Annotated in this window: 13 protein-coding genes; 6 read left to right on the top strand and 7 right to left on the bottom strand. The window is 55.7% G+C overall.

Features of this window, described 5'->3' with window-relative positions:
* Nucleotides 1-2: 2 nt before the first annotated feature.
* The 4 genes from AABB92_RS15725 to AABB92_RS15710 all read left to right on the top strand — a co-directional run bounded on the left by AABB92_RS15725 (nt 3) and on the right by AABB92_RS15710 (nt 4,388).
* Entirely contained in the window at nt 3-887 is an 885-nt protein-coding gene (locus AABB92_RS15725; protein ID WP_031376680.1) for a dihydrodipicolinate synthase family protein, read from the top strand.
* A 213-nt stretch (nt 888-1,100) separates the two neighbouring features.
* The gene (locus AABB92_RS15720; RefSeq protein ID WP_031376681.1) at nt 1,101-2,516 is read left to right on the top strand and encodes a sodium:solute symporter family protein; all 1,416 of its coding nucleotides are present in this window, start codon (nt 1,101-1,103) and stop codon (nt 2,514-2,516) included.
* Between the two features lies 1 nt (nt 2,517).
* On the top strand, nt 2,518-3,708 hold the full coding sequence (locus AABB92_RS15715) for a sialidase family protein (protein ID WP_031376682.1): 1,191 nt from the start codon (nt 2,518-2,520) through the stop codon (nt 3,706-3,708).
* 8 nt (nt 3,709-3,716) lie between these two features.
* Nucleotides 3,717-4,388 (top strand): SDR family NAD(P)-dependent oxidoreductase, encoded by a 672-nt coding sequence (locus AABB92_RS15710; protein WP_031376683.1) that lies wholly within the window; start codon nt 3,717-3,719, stop codon nt 4,386-4,388.
* Between the two features lie 13 nt (nt 4,389-4,401).
* Here the strand turns inward: AABB92_RS15710 and yacL are convergent, their stop codons facing one another.
* The 3 genes from yacL to AABB92_RS15695 form a co-directional block, all read right to left on the bottom strand.
* Complete coding sequence (gene yacL, locus AABB92_RS15705) at nt 4,402-4,785, bottom strand: protein YacL (protein WP_031376684.1); 384 nt, start codon at nt 4,783-4,785, stop codon at nt 4,402-4,404.
* Nucleotides 4,786-4,974: 189 nt separating this feature from the next.
* On the bottom strand, nt 4,975-7,572 hold the full coding sequence (acnB, locus tag AABB92_RS15700; RefSeq protein WP_089561388.1) for a bifunctional aconitate hydratase 2/2-methylisocitrate dehydratase: 2,598 nt from the start codon (nt 7,570-7,572) through the stop codon (nt 4,975-4,977).
* A 461-nt stretch (nt 7,573-8,033) separates the two neighbouring features.
* Nucleotides 8,034-8,546, bottom strand: coding sequence for a phenolic acid decarboxylase (locus tag AABB92_RS15695; protein ID WP_031376685.1), 513 nt, complete (start codon nt 8,544-8,546; stop codon nt 8,034-8,036).
* Nucleotides 8,547-8,648: 102 nt separating this feature from the next.
* On the opposite strand from AABB92_RS15695, the gene AABB92_RS15690 reads away from it, so the two are divergent.
* Nucleotides 8,649-9,545, top strand: a complete 897-nt coding sequence (locus AABB92_RS15690; RefSeq protein WP_031376686.1) for a LysR family transcriptional regulator — start codon at nt 8,649-8,651, stop codon at nt 9,543-9,545.
* A 355-nt stretch (nt 9,546-9,900) separates the two neighbouring features.
* Here the strand turns inward: AABB92_RS15690 and lpdA are convergent, their stop codons facing one another.
* From lpdA to pdhR, 4 genes are all read right to left on the bottom strand, one after another.
* Entirely contained in the window at nt 9,901-11,325 is a 1,425-nt protein-coding gene (gene lpdA / locus AABB92_RS15685; RefSeq protein WP_031376687.1) for a dihydrolipoyl dehydrogenase, read from the bottom strand.
* 160 nt (nt 11,326-11,485) lie between these two features.
* Nucleotides 11,486-13,387, bottom strand: a complete 1,902-nt coding sequence (gene aceF / locus AABB92_RS15680) for a pyruvate dehydrogenase complex dihydrolipoyllysine-residue acetyltransferase (RefSeq protein WP_046289191.1) — start codon at nt 13,385-13,387, stop codon at nt 11,486-11,488.
* A 14-nt stretch (nt 13,388-13,401) separates the two neighbouring features.
* Complete coding sequence (gene aceE / locus AABB92_RS15675; protein ID WP_031376688.1) at nt 13,402-16,068, bottom strand: pyruvate dehydrogenase (acetyl-transferring), homodimeric type; 2,667 nt, start codon at nt 16,066-16,068, stop codon at nt 13,402-13,404.
* 103 nt (nt 16,069-16,171) lie between these two features.
* Nucleotides 16,172-16,936, bottom strand: coding sequence for a pyruvate dehydrogenase complex transcriptional repressor PdhR (gene pdhR / locus AABB92_RS15670; protein ID WP_031376689.1), 765 nt, complete (start codon nt 16,934-16,936; stop codon nt 16,172-16,174).
* A 516-nt stretch (nt 16,937-17,452) separates the two neighbouring features.
* On the opposite strand from pdhR, the gene aroP reads away from it, so the two are divergent.
* Entirely contained in the window at nt 17,453-18,808 is a 1,356-nt protein-coding gene (aroP, locus tag AABB92_RS15665) for an aromatic amino acid transporter AroP (RefSeq protein WP_031376690.1), read from the top strand.
* Nucleotides 18,809-18,885 lie beyond the last annotated feature (77 nt).

Here is an 18,885-nt window from a genome sequence, read left to right as displayed (position 1 = left end):
CCATGAACAAAAAAATAACCGGGGTACTGACCGCCATCGTTACCACTTTTGATCGCGACGGTGAGTTTAATCCGGCTGCCCAGCGTGAGCAGGTGCGACGCCAGCTCGATGCCGGTAACGGTATTTTCTGCGGCGGCACCAACGGAGAATTCTTTGTGCTGAATCAGCAGGAGAAGATCGCGGTCACCGAAACCTGCGTCGATGAAGTCAACGGCCGTGCGCCGGTGGTGGCGCACATCGGCGAGATATCAACCCGTGAAACCATCCGCCTCGGTAAGCAGATCGCCAGGCTGGGCGTTGATGCCGTCTCGGTGATTACGCCATGGTTCGTGCCGTTAAAGCAGCAGGAGCTGATCGCGCATTACCACGCCGTTGCAGACGCGCTTGAGGTGCCGCTGTTCCTTTACAACATCCCGGCGCGTACCGGCAATACTCTGCAGCCTGACACCGTCAGGACGCTGGCGGCACATCCGAACATCATCGGTATCAAAGATTCAGCCGGCAGCTACCAGAGTCTGAGTGGCTTCCTGCAGGCTGCCGACGGCATCGATCACTTCGATGTGCTGAACGGCCCCGACTCGCTGATTCATCAGGGGTTCGTCGATGGCTGCTCCGCCTGCATTTCCGGGCTGGCAAACGTGGCGCCCGAGGCGATCAACGCCATCTGGGCGCAGTTTAACGCCGGCGATATTGCCGGTTCGCATCAGGCACAGGAGCGCGTCACCGGTTTACGCACCGATCTCTATAACATCGGCTTCTCTCCTGCTGCGGTGAAAAAGGCGGTCAGCCTGCTGGGCTTTGACGTAGGTGACAGCCGCTATGCGGTGCAGTTCAGCGCCGATCAGCAGCAGCAGATCCGCCAGATCGTCAATCAGTACCTGCAGTAATCGCCAGCAGGGCGGATGCCCTGCGTCTTCGGCAGGACCGGGGTGAGGTCCTGAAACGACACCGCGAACCGCTCGCGGCTGGCACCAATGACTCATCACCTTTTGGCGTGTCGTCAGCCTGCCCTGCCGGGGAACGACCATCATCTTTGTATCCTACCGGTCAGATGAGAACGAACCTGATGGTCGCCATCTGCCAGAACAATCGAGGTCATGATGAAAGCATTTTCTACTGAGAGCACCCTGCTGATCGTTGGCATGGTGGTCGCCTATATCCTGTTTACCACCTGGCTGACCTGGCGGCTGCGCAGCAAAAGCAGCGGTGACTTTATGGAAGGCTCACGCGCGATGCCGGCATTTATCGTCGGCGTGATGCTGATGTCAGAATATATCGGCGCCAAGTCGACCATTGGCACCGCCCAGGCGGCTTTTGAAGATGGCTTTGCCGCCTCGTGGTCGGTGATTGGTGCGGCGATCGGCTTCCCGCTGTTTGGTCTGATCCTGGTGAAACGCATCTATAACACTGGCAAAATCACTATTTCGGGCGCGATTGCCGAGAAATATGGCACCTCAACCAAAAATATCATCTCTCTCATCATGATTTATGCGCTGCTGCTGGTGAACGTCGGCAACTACATCAGCGGCGCAGCGGCCATTTCAACCGTGTTGAAAATCGACCTGACGCAGGCGGCCTTTATCACAGCAGTGGTCAGCACCTTCTATTTTGCCTTCGGCGGGATGAAAGGGGTCGCGTGGGTCACGCTGCTGCACAGCGCGCTCAAATATGCCGGGATCCTGATAATCCTCTTCGTGGCGCTGAAGATGACCGGCGGCGTAGCACCAATGATCGAAAAAATGCCGGCGTTCTACTGGACGTGGGATGGTCACGTCGGGGCCAGTACCATTGTGGCGTGGTTGATCGGGACGGTCGGATCGATCTTCTGTACCCAGTTTGTGATCCAGGCGATCTCATCGACCAAAGATGTGAAGTCCGCGAAGCGTGCCACCTGGGTCGCCTTCTTTTTCTGCCTGCCGATTGGTCTGGCGATGGCACTGATTGGCGTGGCGGCGAAATTTGCCCATCCTGATATCAAAAGCCTGTATGCGCTGCCGGTGTTTCTGCAGGATATGTCACCGTGGCTGGCGGGCATTGTCACCACCTCGCTGGTAGCGTCGATCTTCGTCAGCGTCGGTACCGTGGCGCTGGCGATCGCCTCGCTGGTGGTGAAGGACTTTTACGTGCCCTACCGCAATCCGACCCCGGAGCGTGAATTTAAAATGACGCGCTGGATCTCAATCGCTATCGGCTTCTTCCCGCTGCTGTTCGTGCTGTTCTTCCCGGAAGTGCTGAAGCTGTCATTCTTTACCCGCGCCATTCGTCTGTCGATTACCGTGGTGGCGATCATGGCGTTCTACCTGCCGTGGTTTAAAAGCACCCGCGGTGCCAATGCCGGTTTGATCGGCGCCTGTCTGGCGACGTCGGTGTGGTTCATCCTCGGTAACCCATTCGGCATCGATAATATGTACGTGGCGCTGGCGACGCCGGCGATCATCATGGTGATTGACCGCTGCATCCCGTCACGCCAGTCTCAGCCCAATACGCAACGCAATGCACAAAACAGTGGAGCCTAATATGACTCAGGAAACCGTCACCGTCGAACGCACCGGCCAGCTGGCGCCGCACCCGCAGGATAGCGCGCAACAGGTGGCGATGCTGCCATCGTCCTGCCCGCAAAACCATGCCGCCAATCTGCTGCCGCTGCCCAATGGCGATCTGCTCTGCGTCTGGTTTGGCGGTACCCAGGAAGGCATCGCCGATATTTCGATCTGGTGTTCGCGGCTGGCAGAAGGCAGCTCTCGCTGGAGCGAGGCGCAACAACTGTCGGACGATCCGAGCCGTTCGGAACAAAATCCGGTGCTGTTCCTCGACCCGGATCAGGTGCTGTGGCTGCTGTGGACCGCGCAAAAATCGGGGAATCAGGACACCGCGATTGTACGCTATCGTCAGTCGCACGATCTAGGCCGCAGCTGGGGTGCCATCGCCACACTGCTGGATAAGCCGGGCACCTTTATCCGCCAGCCGGTGGTGGTGCTGCCCAACGGTAACTGGCTGCTGCCGGTGTTTTACTGCCTGACCCGGCCAGGTGAAAAGTGGGTCGGCAGTTATGATATCAGCGCGGTAAAAATCTCTGAGGACAAGGGGCAAAGCTGGCGTGATGTTGAGGTCCCGGACAGCACTGGCTGCGTCCACATGAACGTCACGCTGCTGGATGACGGCACGCTGCTGGCACTCTATCGCAGCCGCTGGGCCGATCATATTTACCAGAGCCGCTCCGTCGATCAGGGCGAAAGCTGGAGTGCCCCACAGCCGTTGTCGCTGCCTAACAATAACTCATCGATTCAGGTCACCACGCTGCGCAATGGTCATCTGGCGCTGGTGTTCAATGCGATGAGCGCGCAAGGCGCGAGTGAGCGGCGGCTGTCGCTGTATGACGAAATTGAAGATGAGGATGATGAGGTAGCTGTCGCCGCCCAGCCAGTGGCACACGGCGCGCGAACGGCCTTCTGGGGTGCACCGCGCGCGCCCATGACGCTGGCGATTTCGCATGACGGCGGCAAAAGCTGGCCGCTGCAGCGTAATCTGGATGAAGGCGATGGCTACTGCATGACCAATAATTCACAGCAGAAGCTGAACCGTGAATTCTCTTATCCAAGCATCAAACAGGGAGCCGGCGGTGAACTGCATATCGCCTATACCTTTTATCGTCAGGCAATCAAGTATGTTCGCGTTGAAGAGTCGTGGGTGGCGGGAGGTCGCGCGTGATTGACCAAATGGCGCTGGTCACCGGTGCCAGTTCAGGCATCGGCCAGGCGATTGTTGACCGCTTGCTGGTGGAGGGCTGGCAGGTGATCGGCCTGAGTCGCTCGGCGCTGACGCGGCAGCATCCGGCCCTGCAGAGTTATCAGGTGGATGTCAGTGATGCCGCCGCCTTACAGAAGGTGTTAGCCCGACTGCCGGTGCCCCAGGCGCTGGTACACGCGGCAGGCATGATGCAGGCTGCGCCGCTGGGTGAACTCGATCTCCACGCCAGCGCGCGCTTATGGCAGTTGCATGTGGCAGCGGCGGAGCAACTGGCTAATCACTGCGCGCCACGGATGACCAGTGGCGGCAGGATTGTGCTGCTGGGCAGCCGCACCTCAGGCGGAGCGGCAGGACGCAGTCAGTATGTGGCGACCAAATCCGCAATGATCGGGATGGTGCGCAGCTGGGCGGCAGAACTGGCACCGCGCGGCATTACCGCCAATATTGTGGCGCCTGGCGCAACCGACACGCCGATGCTGCAACAGCCGGGTCGGGGCAGCTCACCGCCGAGGCTGCCGCCAATTGGCCGCTTTATTCAGCCGGAGGAAGTGGCCGGGCTGGTGCATTTTCTGCTCACGCCTGCCGCAGCGGCGATGACCGGACAGCAGCTGGTGCTGTGTGGCGGGGCGTCTCTCAGTTAACCGGCCGGGCGGCTCAGGTCGCCCGGCTTTTATTACCGTACTGATTCACAAACTGGCGATAAGCAGCGATCACCAGCAGAAAATCTTCAATGCCGCAGAATGAGAGGCTCTCTTCGTCGTAGTAGTTCATCCCCTCCTCCATGCCGTCATCTTCCAGCGCCAGCAGATTGGCACGGATCATCACCTCTTCCTCGTCCAGCAGGATAGTGTATTCGCTGCCGACGCGCTGCCATTGCCGCACGCTGCCTTTCACATCTTCAATCGCCGCTTCGACTTCATCCAGCAGGCCGGGATCGTCCCTGACTTCTTCATTGAACCAGTGGCCGACCGCTTCGTGATCCATCGACATGCGCACCTTAATCTGGCCGGTCACATCGCGTAAAAATTCATATTCCATCGCCCGTTCCTCTCAACATCATCGCGTCACGTTATCAGTGTCAGCGCTGCCCCAACGGCAAAGTGTGACAAGTGGCGCATTATTGCAGGCTGTCCGGCGAAATCCAGCTTTTCATCGCACCGGTTGCCGTTGCACAGACGAAAAAAAGGGGCGAATCATCGCCCCTTTTTACTGCTGCTGGTCAGTGAATCAGACCGCAGTCTGGAAAATCACGCCGTCAGCTTTATCGGTGTACTGGGTCAGCTGGTCGAAGTTGAGATAGCGATAAGTGTCGCTGGCAGTTTTATCCACCTGCGCCATAAATTGCTGATACTCATCCGGCGTTGGCAGACGACCTAACAGTGAAGCCACCGCCGCCAGCTCGGCTGACGCCAGGTAGACGTTAGCGCCGGTACCCAGACGGTTCGGGAAGTTACGGGTTGAGGTGGAGACCACCGTCGCACCGTCCGCCACACGCGCCTGGTTACCCATGCAGAGTGAACAGCCTGGGATCTCAATACGCGCGCCGCTCTTACCGAATACGCTGTAGTAACCTTCCTCAGTCAGCTGCGCCGCATCCATCTTGGTTGGCGGAGCCACCCACAGACGGGTCGGTAACTGGCCTTTATGGCTATCCAGCAGCTTACCGGCTGCACGGAAGTGACCGATGTTGGTCATGCACGATCCGATAAAGACTTCATCGATCTTCTCGCCCTGCACATCAGACAGCAGACGGGCATCGTCTGGATCGTTTGGTGCGCAGAGGATCGGCTCTTTAATATCAGCCAGATCGATCTCAATCACTGCGGCATATTCCGCATCCGCATCCGCTTCAAGCAGTTGTGGATCCGCCAGCCATTTCTCCATGCCTTCAACACGACGCTCCAGGGTACGGCGATCGCCATAGCCTTCAGCAATCATCCACTTCAGCAGAACGATGTTGGAGTTGAGGTATTCAATGATTGGGTCTTTATCCAGCTTGATGGTACAGCCGGCCGCTGAACGTTCAGCTGACGCATCTGACAGCTCAAACGCCTGCTCGACTTTCAGATCCGGCAGCCCTTCAATCTCAAGGATGCGGCCAGAGAAGATGTTTTTCTTACCCTTCTTCTCAACGGTCAGCAGACCCTGTTTGATGGCATACAGCGGAATGGCATGAACCAGATCGCGCAGCGTAATGCCCGGCTCCATTTTACCTTTGAAGCGAACCAGCACGGATTCCGGCATGTCGAGCGGCATAACGCCGGTCGCTGCGGCAAACGCCACCAGGCCAGAACCCGCCGGGAAGGAGATGCCGATCGGGAAACGGGTATGTGAATCGCCGCCGGTGCCGACGGTATCCGGCAGCAGCATGCGGTTCAGCCAGCTGTGGATAATGCCGTCACCCGGGCGCAGCGACACACCGCCACGGTTCATGATGAAGTCAGGCAGCGTATGGTGTGTATTCACATCCACCGGCTTAGGATAAGCCGCGGTGTGACAGAATGACTGCATCACCAGATCGGTTGAGAAGCCGAGGCAGGCCAGATCTTTCAGTTCATCACGGGTCATCGGACCGGTAGTATCCTGCGATCCCACCGAGGTCATTTTCGGTTCGCAATAGGCGCCCGGACGGACACCGTCGACGCCACAGGCGCGACCGACCATTTTCTGTGCCAGCGAGAAACCGCGGGTGCTCTCCGCGACATCTTTCGCCTGACGGAATACGGTGCTGTGCGGCAGACCCAGCGACTCACGCGCTTTGGTGGTCAGGCCACGACCGATGATCAGCGGAATACGGCCACCGGCGCGCACTTCGTCAATCAGCACTTCGGTTTTCAGTTCGAAGCTGGCCAGCAGTTCGTTGGTCTGGTGGTTACGCACTTCGCCTTTGAATGGATAGATGTCGATGACATCGCCCATGTTCAGGTTGTTCACGTCGACTTCGATCGGCAGTGCACCGGCATCTTCCATGGTATTGAAGAAGATAGGAGCAATTTTGCTGCCCAGCACCACGCCGCCGCCTTTTTTATTCGGCACGTTCGGGATGTCGTCGCCCATAAACCACAGCACCGAGTTGGTGGCGGATTTACGTGAGGAACCGGTACCGACCACGTCACCGACGTAAGCCAGCGGGAAGCCTTTTTCCTGCAGCGCTTTAATCTGTTTGATCGGGCCGACGTTGCCTGGCTCATCCGGCTCAATGCCTTCACGGGCATTTTTCAGCATCGCTAACGCGTGCAGTGGGATGTCAGGACGTGACCAGGCATCCGGTGCCGGAGAGAGGTCGTCGGTATTGGTTTCGCCGGTGACTTTGAACACGGTGACGGTAATCTTTTCCGCCAGTTCTGGTCGTGACAGATACCATTCCGCATCTGCCCACGACTGCATCACCTGCTTCGCGTAGTCATTGCCCGCTTTGGCTTTCTCTTCTACATCGTAGAAGCTGTCGAACATCAGTAGCGTGTGTGACAGGGCTTTGACCGCGATAGGAGCCAGTTTTTGGTCGTCCAGCGCCTCGATCAGCGGATGAATATTGTAACCGCCCTGCATGGTGCCGAGCAGTTCAACCGCTTTTTCAGGAGAGATCAGAGGAGAGGTGGCTTCGCCTTTGGCGACAGCGGCCAGGAAACCCGCTTTAACGTACGCCGCTTCATCGACGCCGGGTGGAACACGGTTGACCAACAGATCGGTCAGAAATTCTTCTTCACCCGCAGGTGGATTTTTTAGCAGTTCAACCAGCGCGGCCATTTGGGAAGCATCTAAAGGCTTAGGTACGATCCCTTCGGCGGCACGCTCGGCAACGTGCTTACGGTATTCTTCTAGCACGACGTTATCCTCGCTCTCATTATGTAGGGCTTTCCGACCACCTTGCTCACTTATAGAGAACAACCTTACCTTATGATGTCCAGGTTGAGGTGCCCGGTTTCGCGGAGGGCAGAATAGCAGGATTTCGGGTGTTTGTTAATCTGTTTACAAAAATACAACATTAAATGCATAACCAATTGCGACGGTTTTACGCCGCCAGCCATCGCCCTTCCGGACGGCAAACTGGCCCGCAAAGCACGCCATTACGCCGCCGGAAAACATCACCACGCGTTGACCTGCCGGTCAGGGTTTTACCAGCAATGATTTATCTGAAATGTATAACGGCGAGGAATAGAACGCCGGCCTGAAGATAATTTTTGGCGAGTTGCTGGCAGAATCAGATACTGTTTCGCAGCAGACAGCAGATGGTTTTGGCGGGTAAGAAAAGCAGAAGAGCCCGGCATGGGCTCTTCTGAACGAGGTTAGTTTTTCAGATTGGCAGGAAAATCGGCGGGCAGTTCACTGGCCGGGCAATCAATCACGCTGTCATTGTTTTCGCCGGCATCGCGGATAAAGGTCAGCGTAGCGAACTCATCAATCACTTCAGTCGGATAAGCCGGACCTGCCTCGCGATATTGTGCCATCTCTTCCAGATGTTCGTTCTGGAAGCAGACAGTTTTTTCCGGATTGTTCATCACCCAGCGAGGGAAGAAGATGGTGCCGTGGAAAATTTTATCGGTCAGGTTAACCGCCAGGCTGACATCGGTGCCGGTTGGTTCGGTCCAGGAGACTTTATAGACATCCTGTGCCAGACGGACGATATAAGCGTGCTGATTTTTCACCCAACGGTTACCCACCATTCCGCTGTGAATCCGGTAATCAACGGTGTTGGCATTTTTTATATAGAGCTCGTAGTTCCAGCCGTTGTCATAGGTATAAACCAGATGTTTGCCGACCAGACCAGACAGGTTGTTTTTATCAAAAGTGCTCATGATGATTTCCTCATTTATTTGCCTTGAGGAGATTATTGCGCGTTACAAAACCGATTAATAACGCTATTTCTAGCACTTATTCATTCAAATTTTAGATAGATTGTTATGCATAAAACGACGCTCGAACAGTGGTTTCTTCTCGACTCGGTAGTTAACGAAGGAAGCTTTGCACTGGCGGCAGAGAAAAATAACCGCAGCCAGTCTTCAGTCAGTTACCAGATTGGTTTGCTGCAGCAGCGGCTGGGCGTAGCGCTACTGCAACAGGAAGGACGCCGGGCGGTTCTGACGGCGGAGGGCCAGCAGTTACTGGCGCAGGCGCGGCCGCTGCTGACCGGTTTTAGTAGTCTGGAAGCGCAGGCGGCGGCGTTACAGCGCGGCGAGCCTTCCCGTGTCGACCTGATGGTCGATGCCATCGCACCCAAACCGCTGCTGTTTAAGGTGTTACACCAGTTTCAGCAGCGTTATCCGCACGTCCGCGTCTGGTTCAGTGAAATCGTCCGCAGCGAAACGCCGCTCAGGCTGGCTGAACAGCAGGCCGATCTCTGGCTGGTGGCACACAGCGACGACCAGCCATTGGCAGGTGAGAGTCTGATGAGCGTCGATTTTATTGCCGTCGCCCATCGCGATCATCCCCTGCACAGCGAACCGGCTCCGCTCAGTGCGACGACGCTGGCGCGCTGGCCCTGCATTACCATCCTCGATCGGCAGCAACAGCAGCAGTCAGAAGTCAGTGGCGAGCAGGCAGAGAACTGGTCATTCACTACCCTGTCGGCGGCTATTGAGGCGGTGCAGCATCAGTTGGGCTATGGCTGGTTGCCGGAGAAGAACATTGCCGCCTTGCTGGAGAGCGGCGAACTGCGCCCGCTTCCGCTGCTGCAGGGACGCCGACGTTCAACCTCGCTGATGTTGCGCATCAATGAGGAGAGATTACCGGGCAATGCGGCCATCGCGGTACTGGCGCAGATGTTTATCGACCAGGTGGCGGTTGATCGGCGGGTGTGATGGTACGTGTTTCGTTCGTGGGAGAGGATGAGTGCGGGTTGAGGTAGTTAGTCCCCGCAGAAACGGGGAACACCACCAGCAGGATCCGCATCATTTTTTCACGTCCGGTTTATCCCCGCTCACGCGGGGAACACGCTGGATAGGAGAATGATATGCGCCCTGCTCCCGGTTTATCCCCGCTCACGCGGGGAACACCCTAAAATTATCTGATTGATTACTAAATTTTTTTTTAAGCCCGATAATTCTACCGAATTCTACCCCCAGACTTAAGCCAGATGCACAGTTAATCGCCAGTCCAAAATTCAGGCAAAAAAAAGCTCCCTTATCGGGAGCTTTTTCTATCAGGCAGAGTGACTTATTTCTTTTTCGCTTTCGCGTTAGGCAGATCGGTGATGCTGCCTTCAAAGATTTCAGCCGCCAGGCCCACTGACTCATGCAGGGTTGGGTGAGCATGGATGGTCAGCGCGATATCTTCCGCATCACAACCCATCTCGATCGCCAGACCGATTTCACCCAGCAGCTCGCCGCCGTTGGTGCCGACAATCGCGCCACCGATAACCCGGTGCGTTTCTTTGTCGAAAATCAGTTTGGTAATGCCGTCTGCACAGTCAGAAGCGATAGCACGGCCAGAGGCTGCCCACGGGAAGGTGGCGGTCTCGTAGCTGATGCCTTTCTCTTTCGCTTCTTTCTCGGTCAGGCCGACCCAGGCAACTTCTGGCTCGGTATAGGCGATGGATGGGATCACTTTAGGATCGAAGTAGTGCTTCAGACCCGAGATCACTTCCGCCGCAACGTGGCCTTCGTGCACGCCTTTGTGCGCCAGCATTGGCTGACCGACGATGTCGCCGATAGCGTAGATGTGCGGCACGTTAGTGCGCATCTGCTTATCGACACGAATGAAGCCGCGATCGTCCACTTCCACGCCCGCTTTGCCCGCATCCAGACCTTTACCATTCGGTACACGACCGATAGCAACCAGCACTGCATCGTAACGCTGTGCTTCGCCTGGCGCTTTTTTACCTTCCATCGAAACGTAAATGCCATCGTCTTTTGCTTCAACGGCGGTCACTTTGGTTTCCAGCATCAGGTTAAATTTCTTGCTGATTTTCTTGGTGAAGACTTTCACCACGTCTTTATCCGCAGCCGGGATGACCTGATCGAACATCTCGACCACATCAATCTCTGAACCCAGCGCATGATAAACCGTCGCCATTTCCAGACCGATGATACCGCCACCCATAACCAGCAGGCGCTTCGGTACTTCTTTCAGTTCCAGTGCATCGGTTGAATCCCAGACGCGTGGATCTTCATGCGGAATGAACGGCAGTTCGATTGGGCGTGAACCCGCAGCGATGATAGCGTTATCGAAGTTGATGGTGGTCGCGCCGCCTTCTCCTTCAACCACCAGGGTGTTAGCACCGGTGAATTTGCCCAGGCCATTAACCACTTTGACTTTACGACCTTTTGCCATACCTGACAGGCCGCCAGTCAACTGGTTGATCACCTTCTCTTTCCAGCTGCGAATCTTGTTGATATCAGTCGATGGCTGACCAAACACAATGCCGTGCTCTTCAAGGGCTTTCGCCTCTTCAATCACTTTAGCAACGTGCAGCAGCGCTTTAGATGGGATACAACCGACGTTCAGACAAACACCACCGAGGGTGCTGTAACGCTCTACCAGTACGGTTTCCAGACCTAAATCCGCGCAACGGAAGGCTGCAGAGTATCCTGCAGGACCCGCCCCAAGTACTACGACCTGGGTTTTAATCTCTGTACTCATCATGACCTCTTATTTGATATCCGGCGGGTCAGACGTTCTTATGATGCCCTTGTTCCACCGGGACTTTCACCGCAAGAGTTTACAGAATTGTTAACAAACTGCCAACCGCGGTGCGACGAATCGTTACAGGAAGGCCGGCTTTCGCCGGCCTTCTTCACATTTACATAACTAAACGACGAATGTCGGAGAGCATATTGCCGATCAGAGTGATGAAACGCGCACCATCAGCACCGTCGATAACACGGTGATCGAAGGAAAGAGAAATTGGCATCATCAGACGCGGCGTAAACTCTTTACCATTCCATACCGGCTCCATCGCCGATTTGGAGACACCAAGGATCGCCACTTCCGGCGCGTTAACGATCGGCGCGAAGTGGGTGGTTCCCAGGCCGCCAAGGCTGGAGATAGTAAAGCATCCGCCCTGCATGTCCCCTGCCGTCAGCTTACCGTCACGCGCTTTCTTCGAAATCGCCATCAGTTCACGCGACAGCTCGGTGATGCCTTTTTTGTTCACGTCTTTGAAGACCGGAACCACCAGGCCATTTGGCGTATCAACCGCCACACCGATGTTGATGTATTTTTTCAGCGTCAGCTTCTGGGCATCTTCAGACAGCGAGCTATTGAAGCGTGGCATCTGCTCAAGCGCCGCAGCAACCGCTTTCATGATGAACACCACCGGGGTGTACTTCACGTCCATCTTACGCTTCTCGGCTTCCGCGTTCTGCTGCTTACGGAATGCTTCCAGGTCGGTGATGTCGGTTTTGTCGAAATGCGTAACGTGTGGGATCATCACCCAGTTACGGCTCAGGTTAGCACCGGAAATTTTCTGGATGCGTCCCAGTTCGACTTCTTCGATTTCACCAAACTTACTGAAGTCCACTTTCGGCCATGGCAGCATGCCTGGCAGACCACCGCCGCTGGCAGCAGCTGGTGCCGCTTCAGCGCGTTTGACCGCCTCTTTCACGTAGCTCTGCACGTCTTCTTTCAGGATGCGACCTTTGCGGCCGGTGCCTTTGACTTTCGCCAGGTTAACACCGAACTCACGCGCCAGACGACGGATCACCGGGGTAGCGTGAACGTACGCATCGTTCTCGGCAAACTCACCTTTGCTCTCCGCTTTCGCTGCTGGTGCTGCGGCCGGTTTGGCTTCGGCTTTTTCTGCCGGTGCGGCTGCGTCCTGCTTCGCGGCGGCCGGTGCTGCGGCTGGCGCGGCACCTTCCACTTCAAACACCATGATCAGCGAACCGGTGCTGACTTTGTCGCCGGTGGCCACTTTCAGCTCTTTCACGGTGCCGGCGAATGGCGCAGGAACTTCCATTGAGGCTTTGTCGCCTTCCACCACGATCAGTGACTGCTCAGCCTCAACTTTGTCGCCGACTTTAACCAGCACTTCAGTAACTTCTACTTCGTCACCGCCGATGTCCGGTACGTTAACCTCTTTTGCGCCCGCAGCCGCAGCCGGAGCCGTTGCTGCTTCTTCTTTCACTTCAGGTTTCACGTCAGCGGCTGGCGCTGCGCCTTCCGCTTCAAACACCATGATGTGCGAACCGGTGCTCACTTTGTCGCCGGTGGCAATCTTGATCTCTTTCACGGTGCCGGCGAACGGTGCCGGGACTTCCATCGAGGCTTTGTCGCCTTCCACCACGATCAGAGACTGTTCTGCTTCAACTTTGTCGCCAACCTTCACCAGAATCTCAGTGACTTCAACTTCGTCACCGCCGATATCCGGCACATTGACATCTTTGCTGGCGGTAGCAGAGGCAGCCGCTGGCGCCGGGGCCGCGTCGGCTTTTTTCTCTGCGGCCGGGGCCGGTGCAGCTTCTGCCGCACCTTCCGCTTCAAACATCATGATCAGCGAGCCGGTTTCCACTTTGTCACCGGTGGCGATTTTGATCTCTTTGACCACGCCAGCCTGCGGCGAAGGCACTTCCATTGAGGCTTTGTCGCCTTCCACGGTGATCAGCGACTGTTCGGCTTCCACCTTGTCGCCAACTTTCACCAGAATCTCGGTGACTTCAACTTCGTCAGACCCGATATCCGGTACCTTAATTTCGATAGCCATTACTCTATTACCTCTTAAGCCAGACGCGGGTTAACTTTATCGGCATCGATATTGAATTTGGTGATCGCGTCAGCCACCACTTTCTTCTCAATCTCGCCACGTTTAGCCAGCTCACCCAGCGCGGCAACCACGACATAAGATGCATCCACTTCGAAGTGATGACGCAGATTTTCGCGGCTGTCAGAGCGACCAAAGCCATCGGTACCCAGCACGCGATAGTCGCTGGCTGGCACATAGCTACGAACCTGTTCAGCGAACAGCTTCATGTAGTCGGTTGAGGCGACGGCCGGTGCATCGTTCATCACCTGAGCAATGTAAGGCACGCGCGGTGCTTCTGTCGGATGCAGCATGTTCCAGCGCTCACAATCCTGGCCATCACGTGCCAGTTCGGTGAACGAGGTCACGCTGTAGACGTCAGAGCCGATACCGTAGTCTTTCGCCAGGATCTGCGCGGCTTCACGTACGTGACGCAGGATAGAACCTGAACCCAGCAGCTGGACTTTACCTTTGCTGCCGTCGACCGTTTCCAGCTTGTAGATACCCTTACGGATACCCTCTTCCGCACCCTGCGGCATCGCCGGCATGTGGTAGTTTTCGTTCAGCGTGGTGATGTAGTAGTAGACGTTCTCTTGCGCTTCGCCATACATCCGCACCAGACCGTCATGCATGATCACCGCGACTTCATATGCGTATGAAGGATCGTAGGAGATACAGTTCGGGATGGTCAGCGACTGAATGTGGCTGTGACCATCTTCATGCTGCAAACCTTCGCCGTTCAGCGTGGTACGACCGGAGGTGCCGCCGACCAGGAAGCCGCGCGCCTGTTGGTCGCCCGCCAGCCACATCAGATCGCCGATACGCTGGAAGCCGAACATCGAATAGTAGATGTAGAACGGGATCATCGGCAGGTTGTTGGTGCTGTAAGAGGTCGCCGCCGCCAGCCAGGATGAACCTGCGCCCAGCTCGTTGATCCCTTCCTGCAGAATCTGGCCTTTCTCGTCTTCTTTGTAGTAAGCAACCTGCTCACGGTCCTGCGGCGTGTACTGCTGGCCGTTCGGGCTGTAGATACCGATCTGACGGAACAGACCTTCCATACCAAAGGTACGCGCTTCGTCCGCCAGAATCGGAACCAGACGATCTTTGATCGACTTGTTCTTCAGCATCACGTTCAGGGCACGCACAAAGGCGATGGTGGTAGAGATCTCTTTGTTCTGCTCTTCCAGCAGCGCACCGAACTCTTCCAGCGCTGGCATTTCCAGCTTCTCGGTGAACTTCGGCTGACGCGTCGGCAGGTAGCCGCCCAACTTCTCACGCTGACCGTGCAGATAGTTGTACTCTTCAGAGCCTTTGTCGAAGGTCACGTACGGCAGTGATTCAATCTTGTCATCGGCTACCGGTACGTTGAAGCGATCACGGATATAGCGCACGCCATCCATGTTCATCTTCTTCACCTGGTGAGCAATGTTTTTGCCTTCCGCGGTGTCGCCCATACCATAACCTTTAATGGTATGCGCCAGGATCAGCACCGGCTTGCCTTTGGTGTCCTGCGCTTTTTTCAGTGCCGCGTAGATTTTCTTCGGATCGTGGCCGCCACGGTTCAGTGCCCAGATTTCATCATCGGACATATCTTTAACCAGCGCGGCGGTTTCCGGATATTTACCAAAGAAGTGCTCACGCACATACGCGCCATCACGCGATTTAAAGGTCTGGTAATCGCCGTCAACGGTTTCGTTCATCAGCTGAATCAGCTTGCCGCTGGTATCTTTGCGCAGCAGCTCATCCCAGCGACCGCCCCAGATGACTTTGATCACTTCCCAGCCAGCACCGGCAAAAATGCCTTCCAGCTCGTTGATGATCTTACCGTTACCGGTGACCGGGCCATCCAGACGCTGCAGGTTGCAGTTGATGATGAAGACCAGGTTATCCAGTTTTTCACGGGTAGCGATGGTGATTGCGCCTTTTGATTCCGGCTCATCCATCTCGCCATCGCCGAGGAAGGCGTACACGGTCTGCGCGGAGGTATCTTTCAGGCCACGGTGTTCCAGATATTTCAGGAACTTCGCCTGGTAGATAGCCGACAGCGGACCCAGACCCATAGAAACGGTCGGGAACTGCCAGAATTCCGGCATCAGTTTCGGGTGTGGATAAGAAGAGAGGCCTTTACCGGCCACTTCCTGACGGAAGTTGTTCATCTGCTCTTCGGTCAGTCGACCTTCAAGGAACGCACGGGCATAAATGCCTGGGGAAATGTGGCCCTGGAAGTAAACCAGGTCGCCGCCATCCTTCTCACTGCGCGCGCGGAAGAAGTGGTTAAAGCACACTTCATAAATGGTGGCAGAAGACTGGAAGGAGGACATATGGCCACCGAGTTCCAGATCTTTCTTCGATGCGCGCAGCACCGACATGATGGCGTTCCAGCGGATCGCGGAACGGATACGACGTTCAAGAGAGGTGTTGCCCGGATAATCCGGTTCATCTTCAACGGCAATAGAGTTGATATAGTTGCTGATTGCAGAAGATCCTGCAGCAACGTTCACGCCGCCTTTGCGGGCTGCACCCAGTACCTGATCAATCAGATACTGCGCACGTTCAACACCTTCTTCACGGATGACCGATTCGATCGCCTGTAGCCAGTCACGAGTTTCAATCGGATCCACGTCATTGTGTAAACGTTCTGACATGGGTGTGTTCCTTATCTGTGTCTAATACGTTGAATAATCGGGAGCCTGTTACAGCACATGCAGGCAGGCTCGTCGCACATGTCCGTACGATCTTTGTCGCACGTTATTCCTTACGTTGCTGTAAACGACGCAGGGAGCGTTCTCGACGGCTCTGCTCCCGACTTCTGTCCAGCAAGATTTCCTCAATGAACGCCAGGTGACGGTGTGAAGCCTCGCGCGCTTTTTCCGGCTCACGAGCCACAATCGCCTCAAAGATTCTGGCGCGGTGACCGCTCACTTTCGCCAGCATTTCCCGGCGCGAGTAGAGCAATTCAAAATTCTGACGGACGTTTCGTTCCAGCATAGGGCCCATAGAGCGTAGCAAATGCAAAAGCACGACATTATGGGCGGCTTCTGTGACAGCGATCTGATACTGCATCACTGCGTCCGCTTCGGCGTCTAAGTCGCCGCTGTCCTGTGCCTGCTGGATCTGCAGATGGCAATCGCGAATCCGCAGCAGATCCTCTTCGGTGCCGCGCAGTGCCGCATAATAGGCAGCAATGCCTTCTAAGGCATGGCGCGTTTCCAGCAGATCAAATTGTGATTCCGGATGGTCGGCGAGAAGCTCTACGAGTGGATCGCTCATGCTTTGCCAGAGATGCTCCTGTACGAACGTTCCGCCACCCTGACGGCGTAGCAGTAATCCTTTGGCTTCTAAGCGCTGGATCGCTTCGCGGAGAGACGGACGTGAGACATCGAATTGTTTGGCGAGTTCGCGCTCGGGGAGCAGCTTCTCTCCCGGACGCAGCGTCCCTTCCATGATCAGGGATTCGAGCTGTTGCTCGATAGCGTCGGAGAGCTTGGGTTGGCGAATCTTACTGTAAGCCATCTTCTTTTCTTATTAAGCCAATCGTCCGGAGTAAATTGGTAATACCAATTGCCAAAAGGTGCCGGTAAAGTAACAAAGTATTCACCTTGTGTCTATACGGTCCGGATGACATTCCAGCGCGGCTAAAGCCAGTGCTGACGCTAACTTACGGTTAAAAAAATGAAAAATTACCGTGGAAGCAAATGTTAAATATTTTCACTTTTACCAAACCTTACACCCGCTTAGCCGCTAAACGCAGCGGCAACCATAAGTGAAACCTATTCGTCATCAGTAACATTTCATGGCAGAAATTTGGGCAACACCAACGTGAGCCGGACGCTGTTTTTTCAGTCAATGCCCAGCACGAAAAGCGAAAGCAGGTGCAAAGCGATTCGCTTATCACTATTCTTGTCGCCAGGGTAGCGCATGGCAGCAGACAGCACGCCAGATACCGTAAAATAATCAATACATTAATGTAACTCCTTCCTTACAGCGGTCTGCGCTGCGAACGAAGAATAAAAACATCACGAGGTTTGTATGGAACAACAGCAAGGCGAAGCGCTGAAACGTGGTCTGAAGAACCGCCATATTCAGCTCATCGCGCTGGGTGGTGCGGTGGGGACCGGCCTGTTTCTCGGCAGTGCATCGGTCATTGAATCCGCCGGACCGGCAGTCATTCTGGGGTATGCCATTGCCGGTTTTATCGCCTTTTTAATTATGCGCCAGTTAGGCGAGATGGTGGTGGAAGAGCCGGTTGCCGGCAGCTTTAGCCACTTCGCTTATAAGTACTGGGGCAACTTTGCTGGCTTCGCGTCGGGCTGGAACTACTGGGTACTCTATGTGCTGGTGGCGATGGCGGAACTGACCGCAGTAGGCAAATATATCCAGTTCTGGTGGCCTGACTTTCCCACCTGGGCCTCAGCCGCCATCTTCTTTGTGATGATCAACGCCATCAACCTGACCAACGTAAAAGTGTTTGGCGAGATGGAATTCTGGTTCGCCATCATCAAAGTAGTGGCAGTGATTGGCATGATCCTGTTCGGCGGCTGGTTGCTGTTCAGCGGCAGCGGCGGCCCGCAGGCAACGGTGCGCAATCTGTGGGAACAGGGCGGATTTTTCCCTCATGGCCTCGGTGGGCTGGTGATGGTAATGGCGATCATTATGTTCTCGTTTGGCGGCCTGGAACTGGTAGGGATTACCGCGGCAGAAGCCGATAATCCGGAAACCAGCATTCCCAAAGCCACCAACCAGGTGCTGTGGCGCATCCTGATTTTCTATATCGGTTCGCTGGCCGTGCTGCTGTCACTGATGCCGTGGACCCGGGTCACTGCCGAAGTCAGCCCGTTCGTCTTCATCTTCCACGAGCTGGGTGATGCGATGGTGGCCAATGCGTTGAACGTGGTGATCCTGACTGCCGCGCTGTCGGTCTATAACAGCTGCGTTTACTGCAACAGCCGCATGCTGTTTGGTCTGGCGCAGCAAGGCAACGCGCCAAAAGCGCTGCTGAAAGTGGATCGCCGCGGTGTGCCGGTGCTGACCATTCTGGTCTCCGCCGTCGCCACTGCGCTGTGCGTATTGATTAACTACCTGATGCCGGGCGAGGCTTTCGGCCTGCTGATGTCTCTGGTGGTTTCTGCGCTGGTGATCAACTGGGCGATGATTAGCCTGGCCCATCTGAAATTCCGTCGTAAGAAAGATCAGCAAGGGGTCACCACCCGCTTTAAAGCGCTGCTCTATCCGGTAGGTAACTGGATTTGCCTGATCTTCCTGGCCGCGATTCTGGTCCTGATGGCAAACACGCCGGGCATGGCGATTTCCGTCTGGCTGATCCCGGTCTGGCTGGTCATTCTGGGCATCGGTTACTTCATTAAAAATCAGACGCAGAAAGCCTGATAAGCACTTTCCTGCTGCGACACCGTTGGCGGTCGCAGCAGGCTACTCTCCCCCGCCGGCGTACGCTGCCAAAGACC

The sequence above is a fragment of the Pantoea brenneri genome, assembly GCF_038594305.1.
Taxonomy (GTDB): domain Bacteria; phylum Pseudomonadota; class Gammaproteobacteria; order Enterobacterales; family Enterobacteriaceae; genus Pantoea; species Pantoea brenneri.
This window is presented reverse-complemented; position numbering and strand designations above follow the sequence as displayed.